17 protein-coding genes are annotated in these 18687 nt (G+C 36.9%); 13 read left to right on the top strand and 4 right to left on the bottom strand.

Annotated features, from left to right (window positions below; all coding sequences use genetic code 11):
- Position 1 precedes the first annotated feature (1 nt).
- Positions 2–643: a pyridoxamine 5'-phosphate oxidase gene (pdxH, locus tag AC5YGB_RS05510; RefSeq protein ID WP_496136884.1), complete on the top strand. Its 642-nt coding sequence runs from the start codon at positions 2–4 to the stop codon at positions 641–643.
- On the opposite strand, the gene aroE is transcribed toward pdxH, so the two are convergent.
- The 4 genes from aroE to AC5YGB_RS05490 all read right to left on the bottom strand — a co-directional run bounded on the left by aroE (position 621) and on the right by AC5YGB_RS05490 (position 4721).
- Positions 621–1436 carry a shikimate dehydrogenase gene (aroE, locus tag AC5YGB_RS05505; RefSeq protein WP_496136883.1) on the bottom strand — a complete coding sequence of 272 codons (816 nt, stop codon included), beginning with the start codon at positions 1434–1436 and terminating at the stop codon, positions 621–623. The genes pdxH and aroE overlap by 23 nt on opposite strands.
- A 6-nt stretch (positions 1437–1442) precedes the next feature.
- Positions 1443–3605 (bottom strand): Rne/Rng family ribonuclease, encoded by a 2163-nt coding sequence (locus AC5YGB_RS05500; protein WP_496138018.1) that lies wholly within the window; start codon positions 3603–3605, stop codon positions 1443–1445.
- A gap of 1 nt (position 3606) precedes the next feature.
- Entirely contained in the window at positions 3607–3741 is a 135-nt protein-coding gene (locus tag AC5YGB_RS05495) for a hypothetical protein (protein ID WP_496136882.1), read from the bottom strand.
- Positions 3742–4001: 260 nt separating this feature from the next.
- Complete coding sequence (locus tag AC5YGB_RS05490; RefSeq protein ID WP_496136881.1) at positions 4002–4721, bottom strand: pteridine reductase; 720 nt, start codon at positions 4719–4721, stop codon at positions 4002–4004.
- 74 nt (positions 4722–4795) lie between these two features.
- Here AC5YGB_RS05490 and AC5YGB_RS05485 point away from each other — a divergent pair, with 74 nt between their 5' ends.
- The 12 genes from AC5YGB_RS05485 to AC5YGB_RS05430 all read left to right on the top strand — a co-directional run bounded on the left by AC5YGB_RS05485 (position 4796) and on the right by AC5YGB_RS05430 (position 18686).
- Positions 4796–5887: an SAM-dependent methyltransferase gene (locus AC5YGB_RS05485; RefSeq protein WP_496136880.1), complete on the top strand. Its 1092-nt coding sequence runs from the start codon at positions 4796–4798 to the stop codon at positions 5885–5887.
- Positions 5888–5895: 8 nt separating this feature from the next.
- Positions 5896–6690 carry an undecaprenyl-diphosphate phosphatase gene (locus AC5YGB_RS05480; protein WP_496136879.1) on the top strand — a complete coding sequence of 265 codons (795 nt, stop codon included), beginning with the start codon at positions 5896–5898 and terminating at the stop codon, positions 6688–6690.
- A complete protein-coding gene (gene pepN, locus AC5YGB_RS05475; RefSeq protein ID WP_496136878.1) occupies positions 6690–9203 on the top strand; it encodes an aminopeptidase N in 2514 nt (837 codons plus the stop codon). Before AC5YGB_RS05480 ends, pepN begins: the two co-directional genes overlap by 1 nt.
- The gene (locus AC5YGB_RS05470; RefSeq protein ID WP_496136877.1) at positions 9203–9676 is read left to right on the top strand and encodes a nicotinamide-nucleotide amidohydrolase family protein; all 474 of its coding nucleotides are present in this window, start codon (positions 9203–9205) and stop codon (positions 9674–9676) included. Before pepN ends, AC5YGB_RS05470 begins: the two co-directional genes overlap by 1 nt.
- Positions 9673–10650 (top strand): tRNA dihydrouridine(20/20a) synthase DusA, encoded by a 978-nt coding sequence (gene dusA, locus AC5YGB_RS05465; RefSeq protein ID WP_496136876.1) that lies wholly within the window; start codon positions 9673–9675, stop codon positions 10648–10650. The genes AC5YGB_RS05470 and dusA overlap by 4 nt, the downstream gene beginning before the upstream one ends.
- Positions 10651–10690: 40 nt before the next feature.
- The gene (gene ftsA / locus AC5YGB_RS05460) at positions 10691–11908 is read left to right on the top strand and encodes a cell division protein FtsA (protein ID WP_496136875.1); all 1218 of its coding nucleotides are present in this window, start codon (positions 10691–10693) and stop codon (positions 11906–11908) included.
- A 3-nt stretch (positions 11909–11911) separates the two neighbouring features.
- Positions 11912–12823: a UDP-3-O-acyl-N-acetylglucosamine deacetylase gene (lpxC, locus tag AC5YGB_RS05455; RefSeq protein ID WP_496136874.1), complete on the top strand. Its 912-nt coding sequence runs from the start codon at positions 11912–11914 to the stop codon at positions 12821–12823.
- A gap of 122 nt (positions 12824–12945) precedes the next feature.
- A complete protein-coding gene (ilvB, locus tag AC5YGB_RS05450) occupies positions 12946–14679 on the top strand; it encodes a biosynthetic-type acetolactate synthase large subunit (RefSeq protein ID WP_496136873.1) in 1734 nt (577 codons plus the stop codon).
- A gap of 3 nt (positions 14680–14682) precedes the next feature.
- Positions 14683–15168: an acetolactate synthase small subunit gene (gene ilvN, locus AC5YGB_RS05445; RefSeq protein ID WP_020024702.1), complete on the top strand. Its 486-nt coding sequence runs from the start codon at positions 14683–14685 to the stop codon at positions 15166–15168.
- Positions 15169–15183: 15 nt separating this feature from the next.
- Entirely contained in the window at positions 15184–16188 is a 1005-nt protein-coding gene (gene ilvC, locus AC5YGB_RS05440; RefSeq protein ID WP_496136872.1) for a ketol-acid reductoisomerase, read from the top strand.
- Between the two features lie 33 nt (positions 16189–16221).
- The gene (pssA, locus tag AC5YGB_RS05435; RefSeq protein WP_496136871.1) at positions 16222–16980 is read left to right on the top strand and encodes a CDP-diacylglycerol--serine O-phosphatidyltransferase; all 759 of its coding nucleotides are present in this window, start codon (positions 16222–16224) and stop codon (positions 16978–16980) included.
- A gap of 173 nt (positions 16981–17153) precedes the next feature.
- Entirely contained in the window at positions 17154–18686 is a 1533-nt protein-coding gene (locus tag AC5YGB_RS05430) for a 2-isopropylmalate synthase (RefSeq protein ID WP_020025319.1), read from the top strand.
- The last annotated feature ends 1 nt before the right edge of the window (position 18687 follow it).

The following is an 18687-nucleotide window of genomic DNA, read 5'->3' as shown; positions in this document are numbered from 1 at the left end:
TATGACAAAAGCAGGTGATTTAAGTAATCTTAGAAAAGAGTACCTTCAAAGTGGTATTGTGAGAGAAGATCTCAAAAGTAGTCCAGTTGAGCAGTTTTCACTATGGTTCTCTCAGGCAATGGAGGCTGAAATCATTGAACCAACTGCAATGAGCCTTGCAACGTCCGATGATTCTATTGGAATCAGAACTGTGCTTCTTAAGTACTTTGATGAGAATGGTTTTGTTTTTTTTACAAATTATGAATCTAAAAAATCAAAACAAATTCAAAAAAATCCACAGGCTGCTGTTCTTTTTCCGTGGCTTGCTTTAGAGAGACAAGTCAAAATTATTGGTAAAGTTGAAAAAATCTCAAAACAAGAATCTTTTAAGTACTTCTCTTCAAGGCCTAAAGACTCCCAGATTGGTGCTTGGGCTTCACAGCAGTCTGCAATAATTTCATCAAGGTCAGTACTCATTGAACAGTTTGCTTCAATGAAAAAGAAATTTTCAAAGGGTGAGATTCCTTTGCCTGAGTTTTGGGGAGGATATAGGATTGTGCCACAAAGTATTGAATTTTGGCAGGGCAGAGCTAATCGACTTCATGATCGATTTATTTACGAACGTCAAGAGAATGAATGGATTATAGGTCGACTCTCTCCCTAATTAGATTAATTACAGGCTTAGTTGAAGGTTTCTTGCCAAGCCAAAATTCAAATGAAAGTGCAGCTTGCTCAACCAGCATTCCTAATCCATCACTAATGATGAGAGCTGAATCTTTCCAAGCACTCTTCATGAAAGACGTCTCAGATCCATACATCAAGTCATAACACAAAGCACCCTCACAGAGACCTTTGGGCAAATTAAGCATAGCTCCATCTATGGAAGTACTGGTTGCATTAATAACAATATCAACAGGCTTAGATTTGATTTGATCAATACCAAACCCACAAACTTTTCCATACTTTGAAAATTCATTTGCCAATCTCAACGATTTTTCTTTTGTACGATTAGCTAATAAAATTTTCTCAGGCTTTTGATCGAGTATTGGTTTTAAAATGCCGCGAGTTGCACCACCAGCACCAATAATTAAAATTTCTTTGTTTCGAAGAGTTTGTTCTAAATTTCTTTCAAGATCATTAACAAGCCCTTTACCATCAGTGTTTTCTCCAACGATAATGTTGTTATAAACTTTAATGGTATTTACTGATCCTGCAGCTTTTGCTTCATCAGTTAAGTCATCTGCAAAGTTATAGGCATTGATTTTAAAGGGCAGAGTAATATTGAATCCAGAGCTATTACTACTGATAAATTTCTCTGCTGTAGAATTGAACGCGTCAACTGGTGAGAAAATTTTTTCATAAGAGACTTCGATATCAAATTCTTTTGCAAATTCATGATGAATCATAGGTGATAAGCTATGATCTACAGGGTTTCCAATTACACCAAATTTATTCATAAAGTTTTATGAAGCTTTTTCATCAGACTTAGTCTTTGAGTTTTGATTTTCCTCTGATAACTGTTCAGCATCATTCACAGTTTTAGGCTTGGCTTTGGAAGCTACCTTTTTTGCTGGCTTACGAGTTGTTTTCTTGGGAGCCTTAGAGTCTGTCTTCTTGTCTGTTTTAGCAGCGACCTCAACAGACTTCGTAGCGACCTCAACAGGCTTCGTAGCGACCTCAACAGGCTTCGTAGCGACCTCAACAGGCTTCGTAGCGACCTCAACAGGCTTCGTAGCGACCTCAACAGGCTTCGTAGCGACCTCAACAGGCTTCGTAGCGACCTCAACAGGCTTCGTAGCGACCTCAATAGGTTTGGTCACTTCATCACTTGGCTTGTAGTTAGTATTTGTAGTATTTTTCTGATTTCTATTTCTATTTCTATTTCTGTTTTGATTGTTTTTATTTTTTTGACCTTCACTCTTTGAATCATTAGAAGTAGGTTTTGGATTATGAGCATTGTTCTGATTTTCCTGTGAACTCTTATTCTGGCTATTATTCTGGCTCTTATTCTGGCTCTTATTCTGGTTCCTATTCTGGTTCCTATTCTGATTTCTGCTTCTACTTCGACTTGGAGCTCTTGTATTTTTAGATTTTGGGGCAGGTTTTTTATCTGAAGAGAATATTTCAGTGAGCTTGCTCATAAATGAGACTTTCTTTTCAGGCATTTTCGTAGATGGTTGATTAGTTGATATTGCAGGAATATCAGGTTTATCAACATAATTAATAACATTTGGGTTTTCCTGGGGCTTTGATACGCCTTGGAAGCTCTTATGGTGGGACCTTTTATCTCCCTTCTGTTTGTTCACTGTATATTGGGGAAAGTGCATATATTGATTTGGAAGTAGCGTAATTTTAATGCCATGCTTCTCTTCCATTTTGATAATGTTCTGTCTCTTTTCATTCAATAAGTAGGTTATAACTTCAACGCTTGACTGTATTGTTATATCGCCACCATTTTTGTTCGAATTGAGATTATCCTCTAGTTGACGAATAATTCTTAATGACAACGAAGGTATGGTTGGGTTTGTTCCACTTCCATTACATACTGAACAAGTTTTTCCAGTTGATTCTGCAACTGAGTTCATGAGTCTTTGACGCGATAATTCAAGTAAACCAAATCTTGAAATGTTTCCAATTTGAACGCGAGCTCTATCGTTTGCCGTTGCTTTTTCCATTAGTTTTTCGATAGCAGTTCTATTAGACTCTGATGCCATATCAATAAAGTCAATAACTACAAGACCACCAATATCTCTCAATTGAAGTTGTAATGCAATTTCCTCAGCAGCATCTAGATTAGCCTTGTAAGCAGTATCTTCAATATTAGTACCTTTAGTTGCCCTTGCAGAGTTAATATCAATTGCTGTAAGTGCCTCTGTTGCATCAAACACAATTGTTGCACCTGACCTTAAGGCGACTTCCCTGTTAAAGACATTTTTAACTTGTGACTCTATACTCATGTGAGCAAAAAGTGAGTGGTCAGTTACATCAAAAAATTTTAATTTATCAAGATAGTGAGGCATTACAAAATTTGTAAAATCACGCGCCTTTTGGAAGGTTTCTAAGTCATCAATAATGACACTATCAGTATCTTCTCTCAAATAGTCACGAAGAGCTCTAATTGTAATATCACTTTCTTGATAGATTAAAAAAGGGCCATCCTGATTTTTAGTTTCTGTTTTAATAGATTTCCAGAGCTGAGTTAAATGATCAACTTCCCACTGAAGTTCACTCACTCCTCTTCCAGCACCTTCAGTTCTGATAATTAATCCTGAATGTTTTGGGACATTAAGGCTTGGCAGTAAATTTTTTAAGTCTTGGCGATCTGAAGCATTAATTTGCCTTGAGATTCCTGAGCTTTTAGGGTTGTTTGGCGTCAAAATCATATAAGCACCCGCCAAGTTGATATAGGTGCTAAGGGCAGCGCCTTTATTGCCTCGCTCTTCTTTTTCAACCTGGATGATAATTTCTTGCCCTTCTTTAAGGACATCACTTATAGTGAGTTTGTCACCTTTTGGTTTAATGCCTTCGGCAAAAAAAGGAGAAACCTCTTTGAAGGGGAGGAAGCCATGTTTTTCTTTACCATAGTCAACGAATGCAGCCTCTAAGGATTGCTCAACGCGTGAAATTTTAGCTTTTGTAGATATTGCCTTTAGTTTTCCTATTAAGGCTTGTTTCTATATTAAGGTCAGTAAGCTTTTGGTTCCTGACGATTGCAACCCGGATCTCTTCCTTGTGGGTAGCATTTATGAGAATGTGATTCATTATGTAGTCCTGTTATATCTGGACTATTGAGTGCGTACATATCCCCAATACTTAAGTATTGAATAGGAATTAAGGTTTGATTAAAAAGATTCATCAATTGCTAAATAAGTTATGTATGTGGCACCAATAAGCCCATAAAAAAATAGTTCGTTACAATATTTCGATTTTATAAATTTGTTGAAATATTATAAAAAAATTCTTGTTGGTCAAAAAAATGTTTGACAAGATAATTATACCACATATTGACCTACACATCCTATTTACTGGTTTAGGGTGCGACCGCCATCAATATTGATTATTTGACCTGTAATATAGTTTGAGTTTGCTAAAAATAATACTGTGTCTGCAATATCCTGAGGAGAGCCTTGCCTATGAAGTGCTATTCTTTCTAGCATAAGACTTTTATCATCTTCAGAGATTTCAGCACTGTCCTGAGGCCAAAGAATTGAACCTGGGGAAACACCATTAACTCTAATTCTGGGAGCAAGCTCTTTAGCCAAGGTTTGAGTCAGCATTTTTAAGCCTGCTTTGGAGATGTTGTAAATGGCATGTTTTTTTAATGGCCTTTCAGAATGTATATCAATAATATTAATAATTGAGCCATCATTTTTGGATAGTGTTTTACTTAGTCCCTTGGATAAGAAAAAAGGTGCTCTTAGGTTAATATTTATCAAATCATCCCAATCTTTCATTTCACTATCCTCGACTGATTTTGGATAAAAAACAGAAGCATTATTGACTAATAAATCTATTGACTCAATTGAGCTAACTAGAGAATCGAGTTCATCTATATTGTTTAAATTCCCTAAGACAATCTCTACAGAATTAGCCCGAACTGCATTAAGTTCATCACATAGTAATTGAGCTTTATCTTTTGATTGATTGCAGTGAATAATAATGTTAAATTGATTGTGATGAAGGGTTTTGACAATCTGAGCGCCAATTCTTGCTGCGCCACCGGTAATTAATGCTGTTTTCATTGAATTCTCTTAAAAAATGTATTTGTTGTTTTATAAAATTTATATAGCGATCACAGTATAAAATATTTCCACATATGAGCCTCGAAGATATTATATCTAAAACCATTAAGGACAATAACAATCCAATTGGTTTTGATGTTTTTATGAATCTTGCTTTGTATCATCATCAGTTTGGCTATTATCGATCAAATAAAACGATATTTGGCCATAAAGGAGACTTTATTACAGCACCAGAAACGTCCGATCTTTTTGGCTTTTGTCTCGCCAGGCAGTGTAAACAGGTTTTAAATAACGGAAATATTCTAGAGTTTGGGGCTGGAAGCGGAATACTTGCCGCACAAATCCTATTTGAATTAGGAAGGCAAAATTCACTTCCTGAAAAATACTTTATTATTGAATTGAGTGCCCAACTTAAAAAAATACAGCAACAGACTCTTGAAAAGGCCTTGCCTGAAATTTATGATCGTGTTGAATGGTTAACTGAGCTTCCCATTAACTTTAAGGGAGTGGTGGTTGCTAATGAGGTTTTAGATGCATTTCCGGTCAAAAGAATCACATTTTCAAACAATCAGTTTTATGAGCTAGGAGTAGACTATATTGATAATTGCTTTCTATGGAAAAGGTTTGAGCAGCCCTACTTAAAATCTGAAACTCCGTATGGAGGTGATCTGCCTGAGGGTTATACGACTGAAGTAAGCCTTCAATCCGATGGCTGGATTAAATCTGTATATGATTTTATGAGCGAAGGCGTTGTCCTATTAATTGATTATGGGATGAGTGAATCTGAATATTTTCATCCACAGCGAACTGATGGCACCCTGAAGTGTTTTTATAGGCACAAATCAAACAATAATCCTTTTATTCAAATAGGGGATCAAGACATAACAGCTTCAGTTAACTTTACACATATTTATAAAAGCTCGATTGATTCTGGCTTTAAGGTCGATGGATATTCGACTCAGTCCATGTTTTTAATTTCAATGGGCATTGAAAGTTTCCTTGCTGATGAAGAGAACGAGATAAATAAAATCAAGCTTGCTCAAGAAATAAAACAACTAGTGATGCCTGGGGCGATGGGTGAGGTTTTTAAAGTTATGGCTCTTACAAAGAAACAATCAGTAAAATTAGATGGCTTCAAAGAGCAGAACTTAACTGAAAGGCTATAAAAATTAATATGGATATTGTTCAAGCAATTACTTTAGCTTTCATTCAAGGTTTTACCGAATTTTTACCTGTTTCATCTTCTGCGCATCTAATTGTCCTGCCAAAATTTTTAGATTGGCCTGATCAAGGCCTTGCTTTTGATGTCATTCTTCATTTTGCTACACTATGCGCTGTAGTTTTATACTATAGGTCGACTCTAGTTATGCTTGGAGCTGATTTTTTCTCTTCAGTTGCAAATAGAAGGATGCAAGGAGATTCATTGCTTGCCTGGGGCATTCTTCTAGGGACAATTCCAGTGGGAATAACTGGCCTGCTTTTTAATGACGCTATTGAGACACATCTTCGCAGTTTTGAGGTTGTTGCTTATGCAACCATTTTTTTTGGAATTATGCTTGGACTCTCTGATTGGGTTAACAGGTCTCTAGGCAAAAGTCGCGAAATGATTCAAGGTATGGATATCTTAGTTATAGGGTGCTTTCAGGCCTTGGCATTAATACCAGGCACCTCACGCTCAGGAATTACAATTACTGCAGCTCTTTTCATAGGCTTATCTAGGGGCTTGTCAATCAAATTTGCATTCCTTCTATCAATTCCAGTGATTATTCTTGCAACAATATTAAAAACAATTGATTTGTTCCAAGAGTCAAATCAAATTGACTGGCTCATTCTTTTAATTAGTTTTGTTGTTGCATTTCTAACTTCATATCTTACAATTGTTTTTTTTATTAGATTGGTAGAGAGAATTGGCTTTCTTCCATTTGTTGTTTATCGAATTCTTTTAGGAGCACTATTATTTCTAATCTAATGCCAGAGCCTATTTTTAGGAAAGATTATCGTCCCAGTAGTCATCTCATACTAACAACCGAGCTTGACTTTAATCTTGGGGACAGAGAGACGATCGTCTCATCTCGTATTGTCTTCTACAAGAACCCTGTTGTAGCTAATTCAGTTAATGAGCTATTCTTAAATGGAGAGTCACTAGAACTGATATCAATTAAAGTGGATGGCTTGGATGTAAGTTATGAGCTAAAAGAGGATGGATTATTTTTGTTAAATCCTCCAGATGATTTTGTTTTAGAAGTTAAGGTTAGAATCCATCCAGAAAGCAAAACAGATTTAAATGGATTATATCAATCCAGCGGGAATTTCTGCACACAATGTGAAGCAATGGGTTTTAGACAAATTACCTATTACCTTGATAGGCCTGATGTGCTTAGTGTCTTTACGACCAAGATCAATGCAAATCGAGAACACTATCCCGTTCTCCTGAGTAATGGAAACTTAATTGAAGAAACAAATAATCAAGCTATCTGGCATGATCCAGCCCCTAAACCTTGCTATTTGTTTGCCTTAGTTGCAGGCAAGTTAGATTTTCTTCAAGATGAATATATCACTTCAACAGGAAGAAAAGTTGACTTAAGAGTTTATGTCGAACCTCACAATATGCACAAAACTGCCTTTGCTATGGAGTCTTTAATTAAGGCATTTGAGTGGGATGAGAAAAGGTTTAATCTGAGTTATGATTTAGATATTTACATGATTGTTGCTGTGGATGATTTTAATATGGGAGCCATGGAAAATAAAGGATTAAATATTTTTAATTCTGACTGTGTTTTGGCAAGCCAAGAGTCATCAACGGATTTAAGTTTTATTAGGATTGAATCCATTATCGGTCATGAATACTTTCATAACTGGACTGGTAACAGAGTGACGTGTCGTGACTGGTTTCAACTGAGCTTAAAAGAGGGATTAACCGTCTTTCGAGACCAGGAGTTTTCTTCCGATTTAAGATCTCGCGCAATCCAAAGGATTGCAGATGTTATCCAACTTAAGACAAGACAGTTTGCTGAAGATTCAGGGCCAATGGCTCACCCTGTTAGGCCAGAGTCATACATCGCAATGGATAATTTTTATACTTCAACAGTTTATGAAAAAGGCGCTGAAGTTATTCGCATGATCCATTCGATATTGGGAGAAGAGGGATTTCAAAGAGGGATGAAATTATATTTTGAAAGGCATGATGGGGACGCAGTAACTATTGATGATTTTGTAGCGAGCATGGCGAATGCAAATGATAAAAATTTTGAAAGCTTCATGCTTTGGTATTCACAAGCTGGGACCCCTGAAGTTAGTGTCGAAGATGACTATGATGAAAATAATCAAACTTATAGCGCCACCTTCACACAAAAAAATCAAAAAACACCCTACATGATTCCAAATCAGTTTGGGTTAATTGATAAAGACGGAGAAGAGATTGAATCTGGTCTTATCATTATTGATGAACTTGTAAAAAAAATTTCATTTAATAATATAAAGAGTAAGCCAATTCCTTCATGGTTTCGTGGTTTTTCATCGCCAATTAAATTTAGTTCAGATCTTTCAATTCAAAACAAATTATATCTTGCTTCATCTGATACTGACCCATTTAATCGTTGGGATAGTGCTCAAAGTTTATGGTTAGAGTACGTCCTTAATCCAGATCAAGTTATTGAGAAAGACTTATTTCAAATGATTAAAAATCTTTTTAATAATGAATCTGACTATTCACTCCTATCCGAAATGATTAGTCTGCCATCAGAGCAAATTATCCATCAAAATGTTGGACAAATTGATATCCAGGAAGTTCATAATCAGCGTACTAAATCGATTCTTTCTATTGCAAGCACTTTTAAAGACGAGCTGTTGGAGTTGTATGATCAATTAAACGCTCCTAAAGTTTTTGATTTATCGACACAATCGATAGGTGAAAGGGCACTCAAAAATAAATGCTTGAGTTATTTATCAAAACTGGGTGAGTATGATATTGCTTATCAGCAATTCATTAAAGCAGAATGTATGACTGATCAGTTTGGCGCATTTCAGTGCCTTCTGGACTCTGAAAACCCATATAGAGTTGATGTCATTACTGAGTTTTATAAGCAGCATCAGTCAGATGTTCAGGTGATGGATAAATGGTTTAGTGCGCAGTGTATTTCATCAGTCTCATCAGTAGAAAATGTTAGAAGCTTAATGCAGCATGAATTGTTCTCTATGACAAATCCAAATAGAATACGCTCAGTGATTGGCTCTTTCAGTCAAAACAGTATCCAATTTCATTGCCAAGAGGGTTATCAGCTTTTAACTGAGGTTATAATTGACCTCGATCAACTAAACCCTCAGATTGCTGCAAGGTTTGCTGGAATTTATAACCATTGGAGAAGGTTTACAGCTCAATACTCTAAGCTTCAAGAGAGCCAACTCAATTCAATTATCCAGAGTGATAATCTTTCCAAGGATGTTTATGAGATTATTCATTCTGCGTTAAAAGGAAAAGTTTAATGTCCTATTTAAAAGCTAAACATTTGAGCGAATTAATGCTTTCAAAGCAATTTACTATTGCTTTAGCAGAGTCATGCACAGGTGGTTCATTATCGAGCTCTTTAACCTCAATTGCTGGCGCATCATCTTATTTTAATTGCGGCTTTATAACTTATAGTAATGAGTCAAAGGTCAACATGCTTGGGGTTGATCCAAAGACAATTGAGATATTTGGCGCTGTAAGTGAAAAAGTTGCCTTTGAAATGGCTTTTGGAGCAGGTGAAAAATCTAATAGTAATCTATCCATTGCCGTTACAGGAATTGCTGGTCCATCTGGTGGTACTGCTGAAAAACCAGTAGGTATGGTCTGCTTTGGTTTTTTTATTAATGGAAGCATTGAAACGACCACTCAATTTTTCTCTGGTGCCCGTTCAGAGATTGTCTCGCAAAGTATTGCCTTTGCATTAGAAGAGTTGTCATCAAAAATCAAATGAATGCTTCAAAAGTCTCCATCGCTCCTATGATGGATTGGACCGATAAGCATTGTCGGTACTTTTATCGTTTAATCAGTAAAAATGTTCAGCTCTATACTGAAATGATCACAACAAAAGCAATCCTCAATGGAGACAAGAGTCGACTTTTAGACTTTGATGCAAGTGAAAATCCTCTCGTTCTTCAGCTTGGGGGAAGCGATCCAAAAGAGATGGCCAGGTCCTCCATGATTGCTCAAGACTGGGGTTATAACGAAGTCAATATAAATGTTGGGTGTCCATCAGACAGGGTGCAATCTGGAAGCTTTGGAGCTTGTCTCATGAAAGAGCCTAATCTTGTCGCCCAGTGCGTTGAAAGTATGACGGATAAGTGTCAAATTCCTGTGACAGTCAAACATAGAATAGGGATTGATGATATGGAGAGTTATGATGAACTTTCTGACTTTGTATTTCAAATAAGCAGTAAGGGGTGCCAGCACTTTATAGTGCATGCACGTAAAGCCTGGCTTAAAGGATTAAGCCCAAAGGAAAATCGAACGATACCTCCACTTAATTATGGATGGGTCTATCAACTAAAGAAAGATTTTCCTTCTTTACAAATAACTATTAATGGCGGTATTGAAAGTTGTGAGGATGTAACAAAGCACCTTGGGCTTGTTGATGGTGTCATGATGGGGCGTTCAATCTACCATAATCCATATTTGCTTAAAGAGATAGATCAAACCATATTTGAAGAAAAAAACAATTTCATAGATCGAGAGCAAGTTTTGAAAAAATATATGGCCTACATTAAAAAACAAAATAAAACTGGCACTCCAATTCGCTCAATGACTCGCCATATACTGGGCTTATATCATGGCGAAGCCAATGCTAAGTTATTCAGAAGATTATTAAGTGGTCAAATTGTTGGTCTAGAACAGTTAAATGATTGGCTTGATTTTAAAAAAAATAGTTCAACTGAGATTAAAAGCTTTTAATAGTTTGGTAAAATTTTGTAAACTCTTTGACTAATTTAAAATGGCAGGTAATCACTTTGTAGCAAGTATCGATATTGGCACTGAAAAGATCGCTTTGCTTGTTGCTGAAAAAGATGATGATGACCAACTAAGAATAATTGGCCATAACTTTTGTCCATCGAAAGGCGTTAGAAGGGGATCTATTTTTTCAATTGATTCTTTATCAAGACAAATTACCAAATTAATTCAACAAACTCAAGAAAGTTTTGGAGTGGACTTGGCTTTGTTCCGCGTCAATATATCGGACACTCATTTAACCTGTATTGATGGAAAGGGAAAAGTTCCTGTCAATGAATTTGTTAGTTCAGAAGATTTGGAATCAGTTCTTGAGTCTGCGATGGCCATTTCAACTCCCACTAATAAGGAAAAACTTCATATTATAAAAAAGAAGTTTACAATTAATGAGTCAGTTGTTGTAGATAATCCAATGGAAATGGAGGCGCAAGTTTTAGAGTCTAAAGTTCATATTGTTACTGTATCAAGCTCAAGTGTTAGGAATGTTGAAAATTGTCTTAAACAGAGTAATCTTGAGGTTGATAAAATTGTACTCAATTCAATCGCTAAATCTCAAGCAGTTCTGACTCAAGAAGAGAAAAATGGCGGCGTATGCCTTCTTGATATCGGTGCAGGTGTAACAAGCTACTCAGTATTCCAAGAAGAGGGAATAGTGCATAGTGGAATTATTAAAATGGGTGGTGATGAAGTAACTCAAGAAATTGCCTATGCGTTTGATACCTCTTTAGAGGAAGCTAAAAGACTTAAAGAAAGTTATGGTTTTGCCAAATCAATATCTCAAAGTGAAGATCAATTTATTGATTTCACCCAGGGCTCAAAGAAGCAACATCAGCTCTCGAGTCTTGATTTGTCTGAAGTTATTGAAGAGGCTTATTTAGAGATTTTTCAAGCACTGAAGAATGAACTTAAGCACCATAATCTAGATACTATCATCAAATCAGGCTTTGTGCTTTGTGGAGGCGGATCTGAAATTAAATCAATAGAAGAACTTGTTAGAGGTTATTTCTCTAAAAGAGTTAAAATAGGAAAAATTCAAAGATCCAGAATATCAGGATTAGAATCTTTACTTACGGACTATAAATATACTGGAAGTATTGGTCTCCTTTTGCACGAAGGAGATTTAAGTAAGGCTAAATTTATCGTTTCTAATGGAGATAATGGAGTGATGGGTAAATTAAAGAAAGCGATTGTAGGTAATTTCTAATAAATGATTAAACAAAGAACAATTAAAAAAATAGTTAGAGCTCGTGGCGTTGGTATCCATAGTGGAAAGGTAGTCAATTTAACATTGATTCCAGCAGCACAAGATCATGGTGTTGTTTTTAAAAGATTAGATGCTGGAGGTAAGCAGGTTCATGCGCATAGTGCTTTCGTTAATGAGGTTGTTTTATCAACTGGCCTTGAAAATCAAGGCGTCAAAGTATCTACAATTGAACACTTAATGTCAGCTCTTTCAGCCCTTGGAGTGGATAACTTATTGGTTGAGCTTGATTCATTCGAAGTTCCGATTATGGATGGGTCATCTGCGCCATTTATTTTTTTAGTTCAGTCTGCAGGTATTGAAGAGCAGGATGCCCCAAAAAGATTTATTGTTATTAAAGATACCATAAGAGTTGAGAATGGTGAGTCGTGGGCGCAAGTTTCACCTCACAATGGTTTTAAAGTTACATTAGAAATTGATTTTGATCATAAAAAGATAAAAGAGAGTGGGCAAAAGTTAACGATTGATTTTTCAGAGCAGTCTTACTTAAAGGAAATATCTAGAGCAAGGACATTTGGATATGAGAGAGATGTTGAGATGCTTCAAAAACAGAATCTTGCATTAGGAGCAAGTAAAGACAATGCAATTGCTCTTTCAGATGATGACATTCTCAATGAAGATGGCATGCGCTATCATAACGAATTTGTGAAACATAAAATTTTAGATATTGTGGGTGACCTTTTCCTTTTGGGAGGTAATGTAATAGGCCACTATGAAGGCTTTAGAACAGGCCACATGCTCAATGATCAATTACTATCAGCAATCCTTTCCCAGCCGGATGCTTTCAGCATAGAAACTTTTGAAGAAGCGGACTCTCCAATACAATTTTATTCTGAAGATTGGCAAAACGATCTGTAATAAAACAATTAATTTTCGCTCTCTTTCCCCTTATCCTAAAAGCAAATCTGCTCTTAACATAGTCTTTTATGAGTTAAATTCTTTGGGTATAATCGAAAACTTTTAAATTACTGTTATTAGCGATGGAATTGAATGGCGCTGAAATACTAATAGACTGTCTTCAAAAAGAGGGAGTTGAGCATGTTTTTGGATACCCTGGAGGAGCTGTCCTTCATATCTATGACGCAATAGAAGCTCAGGATAAAATTACCCATGTGCTTGTTCGTCATGAGCAGGGTGCTGCCCATGGTGCAGATGGCTATGCAAGAACTAATGGTAAGCCTGGGGTTGTTTTGGTGACTTCAGGACCTGGAATCACTAATGCTGTTACTGGAATTGCAACTGCGCATATGGACTCGATACCTATGGTTGTTATTTCTGGTCAAGTTCCCTCACCACTAATTGGTATGGACGCTTTTCAAGAGGTTGATGCTACAGGCATTACCCGTTCATGTGTAAAACATAATTTTCTAGTTAGAGATATTAGTGAGATTGCTATTACTGTAAAAAAAGCTTTCCATATTGCTACTACTGGTAGGCCTGGTCCAGTAGTTATTGATGTTCCTAAAGATATTACGATTGCAAAAATGGAGCAGGAAGAATATCCCGAGTCAATTGAAATCCGCTCCTATAAGCCAACTACTAAGCCAAGTAATCGTCAAATTAGAAAGGCAGCTGAGCTAATTACAAAATCAAAAAAACCTATTCTGTATGCGGGTGGTGGTTGTGTAATTGGTAACGCTTCAGAAGAGCTTCGTGAATTTACGCGTATGCTTGGATTCCCAATTACTCAGACACTTATGGGTTTGGGCGCATACCCGATGACTGATAAGCAATCACTAGGAATGCTTGGAATGCATGGGACCTATGAGGCTAATATGGCGATGCATGGATCTGACTGTGTTGTTGCAATTGGTGCTCGTTTTGATGACAGGATTACAGGAAATTTAGAGAAATTTTGTCCAACTGCAAAATTCATTCATATTGATATTGATCCTTCACAAATTTCAAAAAATGTCGTTGCTGATATTCCAATTGTTGGACAAACAAAAAAAGTTCTTCAAGCGTTAACTGATGAATTAAAAGATAAGCAGCTTGATGACATTTCAAAATGGTGGTCTCAAATTGAAGACTGGAGAAAAGTAGACTCTCTGGCTTATGCTAAATCTCCGGGAGTTATTAAGCCTCAGTCAGTTATCGAGGCGCTATATGAGGTCACAGAAGGAAATGCTATTGTGACTTCAGATGTTGGGCAGCACCAAATGTGGGCTGCGCAATATTATCCTTTTGATGAGCCAAGACAGTGGATTAACTCCGGTGGTCTTGGAACTATGGGATTTGGCTTGCCAGCAGCAATGGGAGCTAAGCTTGCTAAGCCAGAAAAAGATGTTGCTTGTGTGACCGGTGAGGGAAGTATACAAATGATGCTTCAAGAACTCTCAACGATGCTTCAATACTCAACCCCAGTTAAGATTGTTAATCTTAATAATGGATATTTAGGAATGGTTAGACAGTGGCAAGAGTTCTTTTATGAAAAGCGTTATGCGATGTCCTATATGGATGCCTTGCCAGACTTTGTTAAGCTTGCTGAGAGTTATGGACATATTGGAATTAAAGTTGAAAAAGAAGAGGATTTAATGCCCGCCTTAATTGAGGCTTTTAATCAAAAAGATCGAACTGTTTTTCTTGATATTATTACTGATCCTTCAGAAAATGTATTCCCAATGATTCCAGCTGGCGGTGCACACTGTGATATGTTGCTAGCAGGTAGGGATGAAATGGTATCTAAAGATGAAACAGATTTTAACGCGGTGTAGTTTATGAGACATATTATTTCAGTTATATTAGAAGACGAAGCAGGTGCTCTGTCAAGAGTTGCAGGTCTTTTTACCCAACGCGGTTTTAATATTGAGTCACTTACCGTAGCTCAAACGAATGATCCAACGCTCTCAAGAATGACAATTGTATCTTCTGGAAGTGAACGCGTTCTTGAGCAGATTGTAAAGCAACTTAATAAACTCATTGAAGTAGTTAAAGTGAGTGATTTGACGAGTCAAGATCATGTTGAGAGAGAGTTAATGCTTGCAAAAATATCATCATCCTCTAAAGAGGGCGTTGATTTAAAGGAGTTGGTGGAAATCTTTGGTTGTAAAGTGGTTGATGTAAAAGATAAGATATACACCATAGAAGTTTCAGGAAAAACGAAGAAAATTAATGCATTTTTGGATGCAATAGAGCCATCAAATATTATTGAAATCTCAAGAACAGGAGTTACTGGGATCTCAAGAGGAAAAAAACTAATCTAAATTATAGGAAATAAAATGAATAGATATTACGACAAAGATGCAGACCTTTCAATTATTCAAGGAAAAAAAGTAGCTATTATTGGCTATGGATCTCAAGGGCATGCCCACGCCAACAATTTAAAGGATTCGGGGGTAGAAGTAGTTGTTGGTCTTAGAGAGGGATCATCTTCAGCGATTAAAGCTAAAGAAGCTGGTTTAGGTGTTATGTCTGTCGAAGATGCTAGTGGATGGGCAGATGTCGTTATGGTCTTGGCACCAGATGAGTTCCAAGCAAGCATTTATTCTCAAGATATAGAGCCTAATTTAAAGCAAGGCGTAGCTTTGGCTTTTGCTCATGGTTTAAATATTCATTTTGACATGATTATTCCTAGAGAAGATCTAGATGTCATTATGATTGCTCCAAAAGCGCCTGGTCATACTGTTCGCTCAGAGTTTGTGAAGGGTGGCGGTATTCCAGATTTGATTGCAGTTAAGCAAGATGCTTCTGGTAATGCAAAAGAAATAGCACTCTCTTACGCTTCAGCAATTGGTGGTGGAAGAACAGGCATCCTCGAAACAAGCTTTAGAGAAGAAACTGAAACTGATTTATTTGGAGAGCAAGTTGTTTTGTGCGGCGGAACTACTTCATTAGTTCAAGCTGGATTTGAAACACTAGTTGAGGCTGGATATGAGCCTGAAATGGCATATTTTGAGTGTTTACATGAGTTAAAGTTAATCGTAGACTTGCTTTATGAGGGCGGTATTGCAAATATGCGTTATTCAATATCTAATACTGCAGAATATGGTGATGTTACAAGAGGCCCTAGAATAGTTACTAAAGAAACAAAAGCCGAAATGAAGAAAATTTTAAGTGAAATTCAAAGTGGTGCTTTTGCTAAAGAGTTTGTTAGTAATGTTGGTGACTTACCAGGTCGTCGTGATGTTCAGCGTAAACATCAAATTGAAACTGTTGGTGAAAGCTTACGTTCCATGATGCCTTGGATTGCAAAAAATAAATTAGTTGATCAGTCTAAAAACTAATACTAATTAATTATGTCAGCTTTTTAAAAAGTCATGACTGAAAAAATACCAAGAAAAAGAGGAATTTACCTATTACCAAGCGTTCTAACAACGTTTGGTATGTTTGCTGGATTCTATTCAATTATCTCTTCAATCAATGGTGAATTCACTATAGCCGCTATTTCAATCATGATTGCTATGATGTGGGATACACTTGATGGCCGTGTAGCTCGACTGACCAATACTCAGAGTGCATTTGGTGCTGAATATGACTCACTAGCAGATTTGGTGTCATTTGGTCTAGCCCCTGCTCTTTTGGTTTATGAGTGGTCGCTATATGAACTGGGAAGGTTTGGTTGGTTGGCTGTCTTTGTTTATTTAGCGTGCGCAGCTTTAAGGCTTGCTAGATTTAATACTCAAGTTGGTATAGCTGATAAAAGGTTTTTTCAAGGACTGCCTTCACCTGCAGCTGCTGGTGTAATTGCTAGTATGATATGGCTTAAGATTTGGACATTTGCATCTTTTGATTCTGAGGTCATTTCTTTAGGATATTACCTTGGTGCAGGTATTACAATCTTGTGCGGTCTTCTGATGGTTAGTAACGTTCGATATTATAGTTTTAAAGAACTTGATTCAAAAAAAGCCTCATTCAGATTCCTTTTATCGATTGTTTTGAGTCTAATCATTTTGATGTATAAACCAAACATTGTATTATTCACTGGATTTTTTCTCTATTTACTCTCTGGCCCTTTTATCACTATTGCTGGACTCAATAAAAGGCGAATCGAGAAAAAACAAAGTAAAGGAACTTAAGTTCCTCTATAATCTACTCGTATGACTAAAGTATTTAATTTATTAACTTCACTTTCACTGAGCAAGCTCTTTGCTTTGTTACGATTATTGCCGTAAGGCAATAATAATCATAATAGACGAAGGTCTATCACTACAACTTAAGATAAAATTCGGAAAAATAAAAGGAGCAAGCAATGTCCGAAAAACTAATTATATTTGATACAACTTTAAGAGATGGAGAGCAATCACCTGGTGCATCAATGACCAAGGATGAAAAAGTTCGTATTGCCAAAAGTTTAGAAAAGATGAAGGTAGATGTTATTGAAGCTGGTTTTGCGATCGCCTCACAAGGTGACTTTGAAGCTGTTCAGGCGGTTGCTAAAGCGGTAAAAGATTCAACTATATGTTCACTAGCAAGAGCTCTCGATAAAGATATTGATCGTGCAGGCGAATCTATTAAAAATGCAAACTCGTCTCGAATTCATACCTTTATAGCGACATCAGATATTCATATGAAAATGAAGCTCGGGATGACGCCTGATGAGGTTGTAAGCCAAGCAGTTCGTTCAGTAAAAAGAGCTACTAAGTTTACTGATAATATTGAGTTTAGCCCTGAAGATGCTGGACGCTCAGATACAGATTTTCTTTGTAGAATTATAGAGGCTGCAATCAATGCAGGCGCAACTACTATTAATATTCCTGATACCGTTGGGTACAGTATTCCTTTCCAGTTTGGTAATACTATGAAAGAGCTGATAGAGCGAATTCCAAACTCTGATAAAGCCATCTTTTCGGCTCACTGTCATAATGACTTAGGGCTCGCAGTTTCAAACTCTCTGTCGGCTGTATTAAATGGTGCGAGACAAATAGAGTGCACGATTAATGGGCTAGGTGAAAGGGCAGGAAACACCTCCTTAGAAGAGGTTGTTATGGCTGTTCGAACAAGGCAGGATGTTTTTGGTTGCGATACTAATATTGATGCTACTGGGATTCTTGCTGCTTCTAGACTAGTTTCATCAATTACAGGTTTTGTGGTTCAGCCCAATAAAGCGATTGTCGGAGCGAATGCGTTTGCTCATGAAGCAGGCATTCATCAAGATGGCGTTCTAAAGCATAGAGAGACTTATGAAATCATGAAGGCTGAAGATGTTGGATGGAATAATAACTCTCTAGTTTTGGGGAAGCATTCAGGGCGAAATGCATTTAAATCAAGATTAAGCGAGTTAGGCGTTGAGTTTGAATCTGATGAAGCTCTCAATGATGCGTTTTCTAGATTTAAAACTTTGGCTGACAAGAAGCATGATATTTTTGATGAGGATCTTCAGGCACTTGTTTCAGAGGCTCAAACAGAGTCAACAGAAATTATCCGTTTAGTTTCACTAAAAGTTTCCGCTGAATCTGGAAAAGTAAATACTGCAAATGTAACACTTTCAATAAACGGTGATGAGCATAGTGCTTCAGCTTCAACCTCGGGAGCTGTTGACGCAACTTTTAATGCTGTCCTGTCTTTGGTTGATATAGATCCAAAACTTCAGCTGTATTCTGTTTCAAATGTGACTCAAGGAACAGATTCACTGGGAGAGGTTAATGTTCGTTTAGAGCATGAAGGAAAAGTCTTTAATGGTCAAGGCGTTGATACCGATATTATTACCTCTTCAGCAAAGGCTTATGTTCATGCACTGAATAAAGTGATGGCAAATGTAGAGCGCGCACATCCACAAATATAAA

It is taken from the genome of Candidatus Pseudothioglobus sp. uisw_142 (assembly GCF_059512465.1).
The sequence above is the reverse complement of the archived record's forward strand: the minus strand, read 5'-3'. Positions and strand labels throughout refer to the sequence as shown.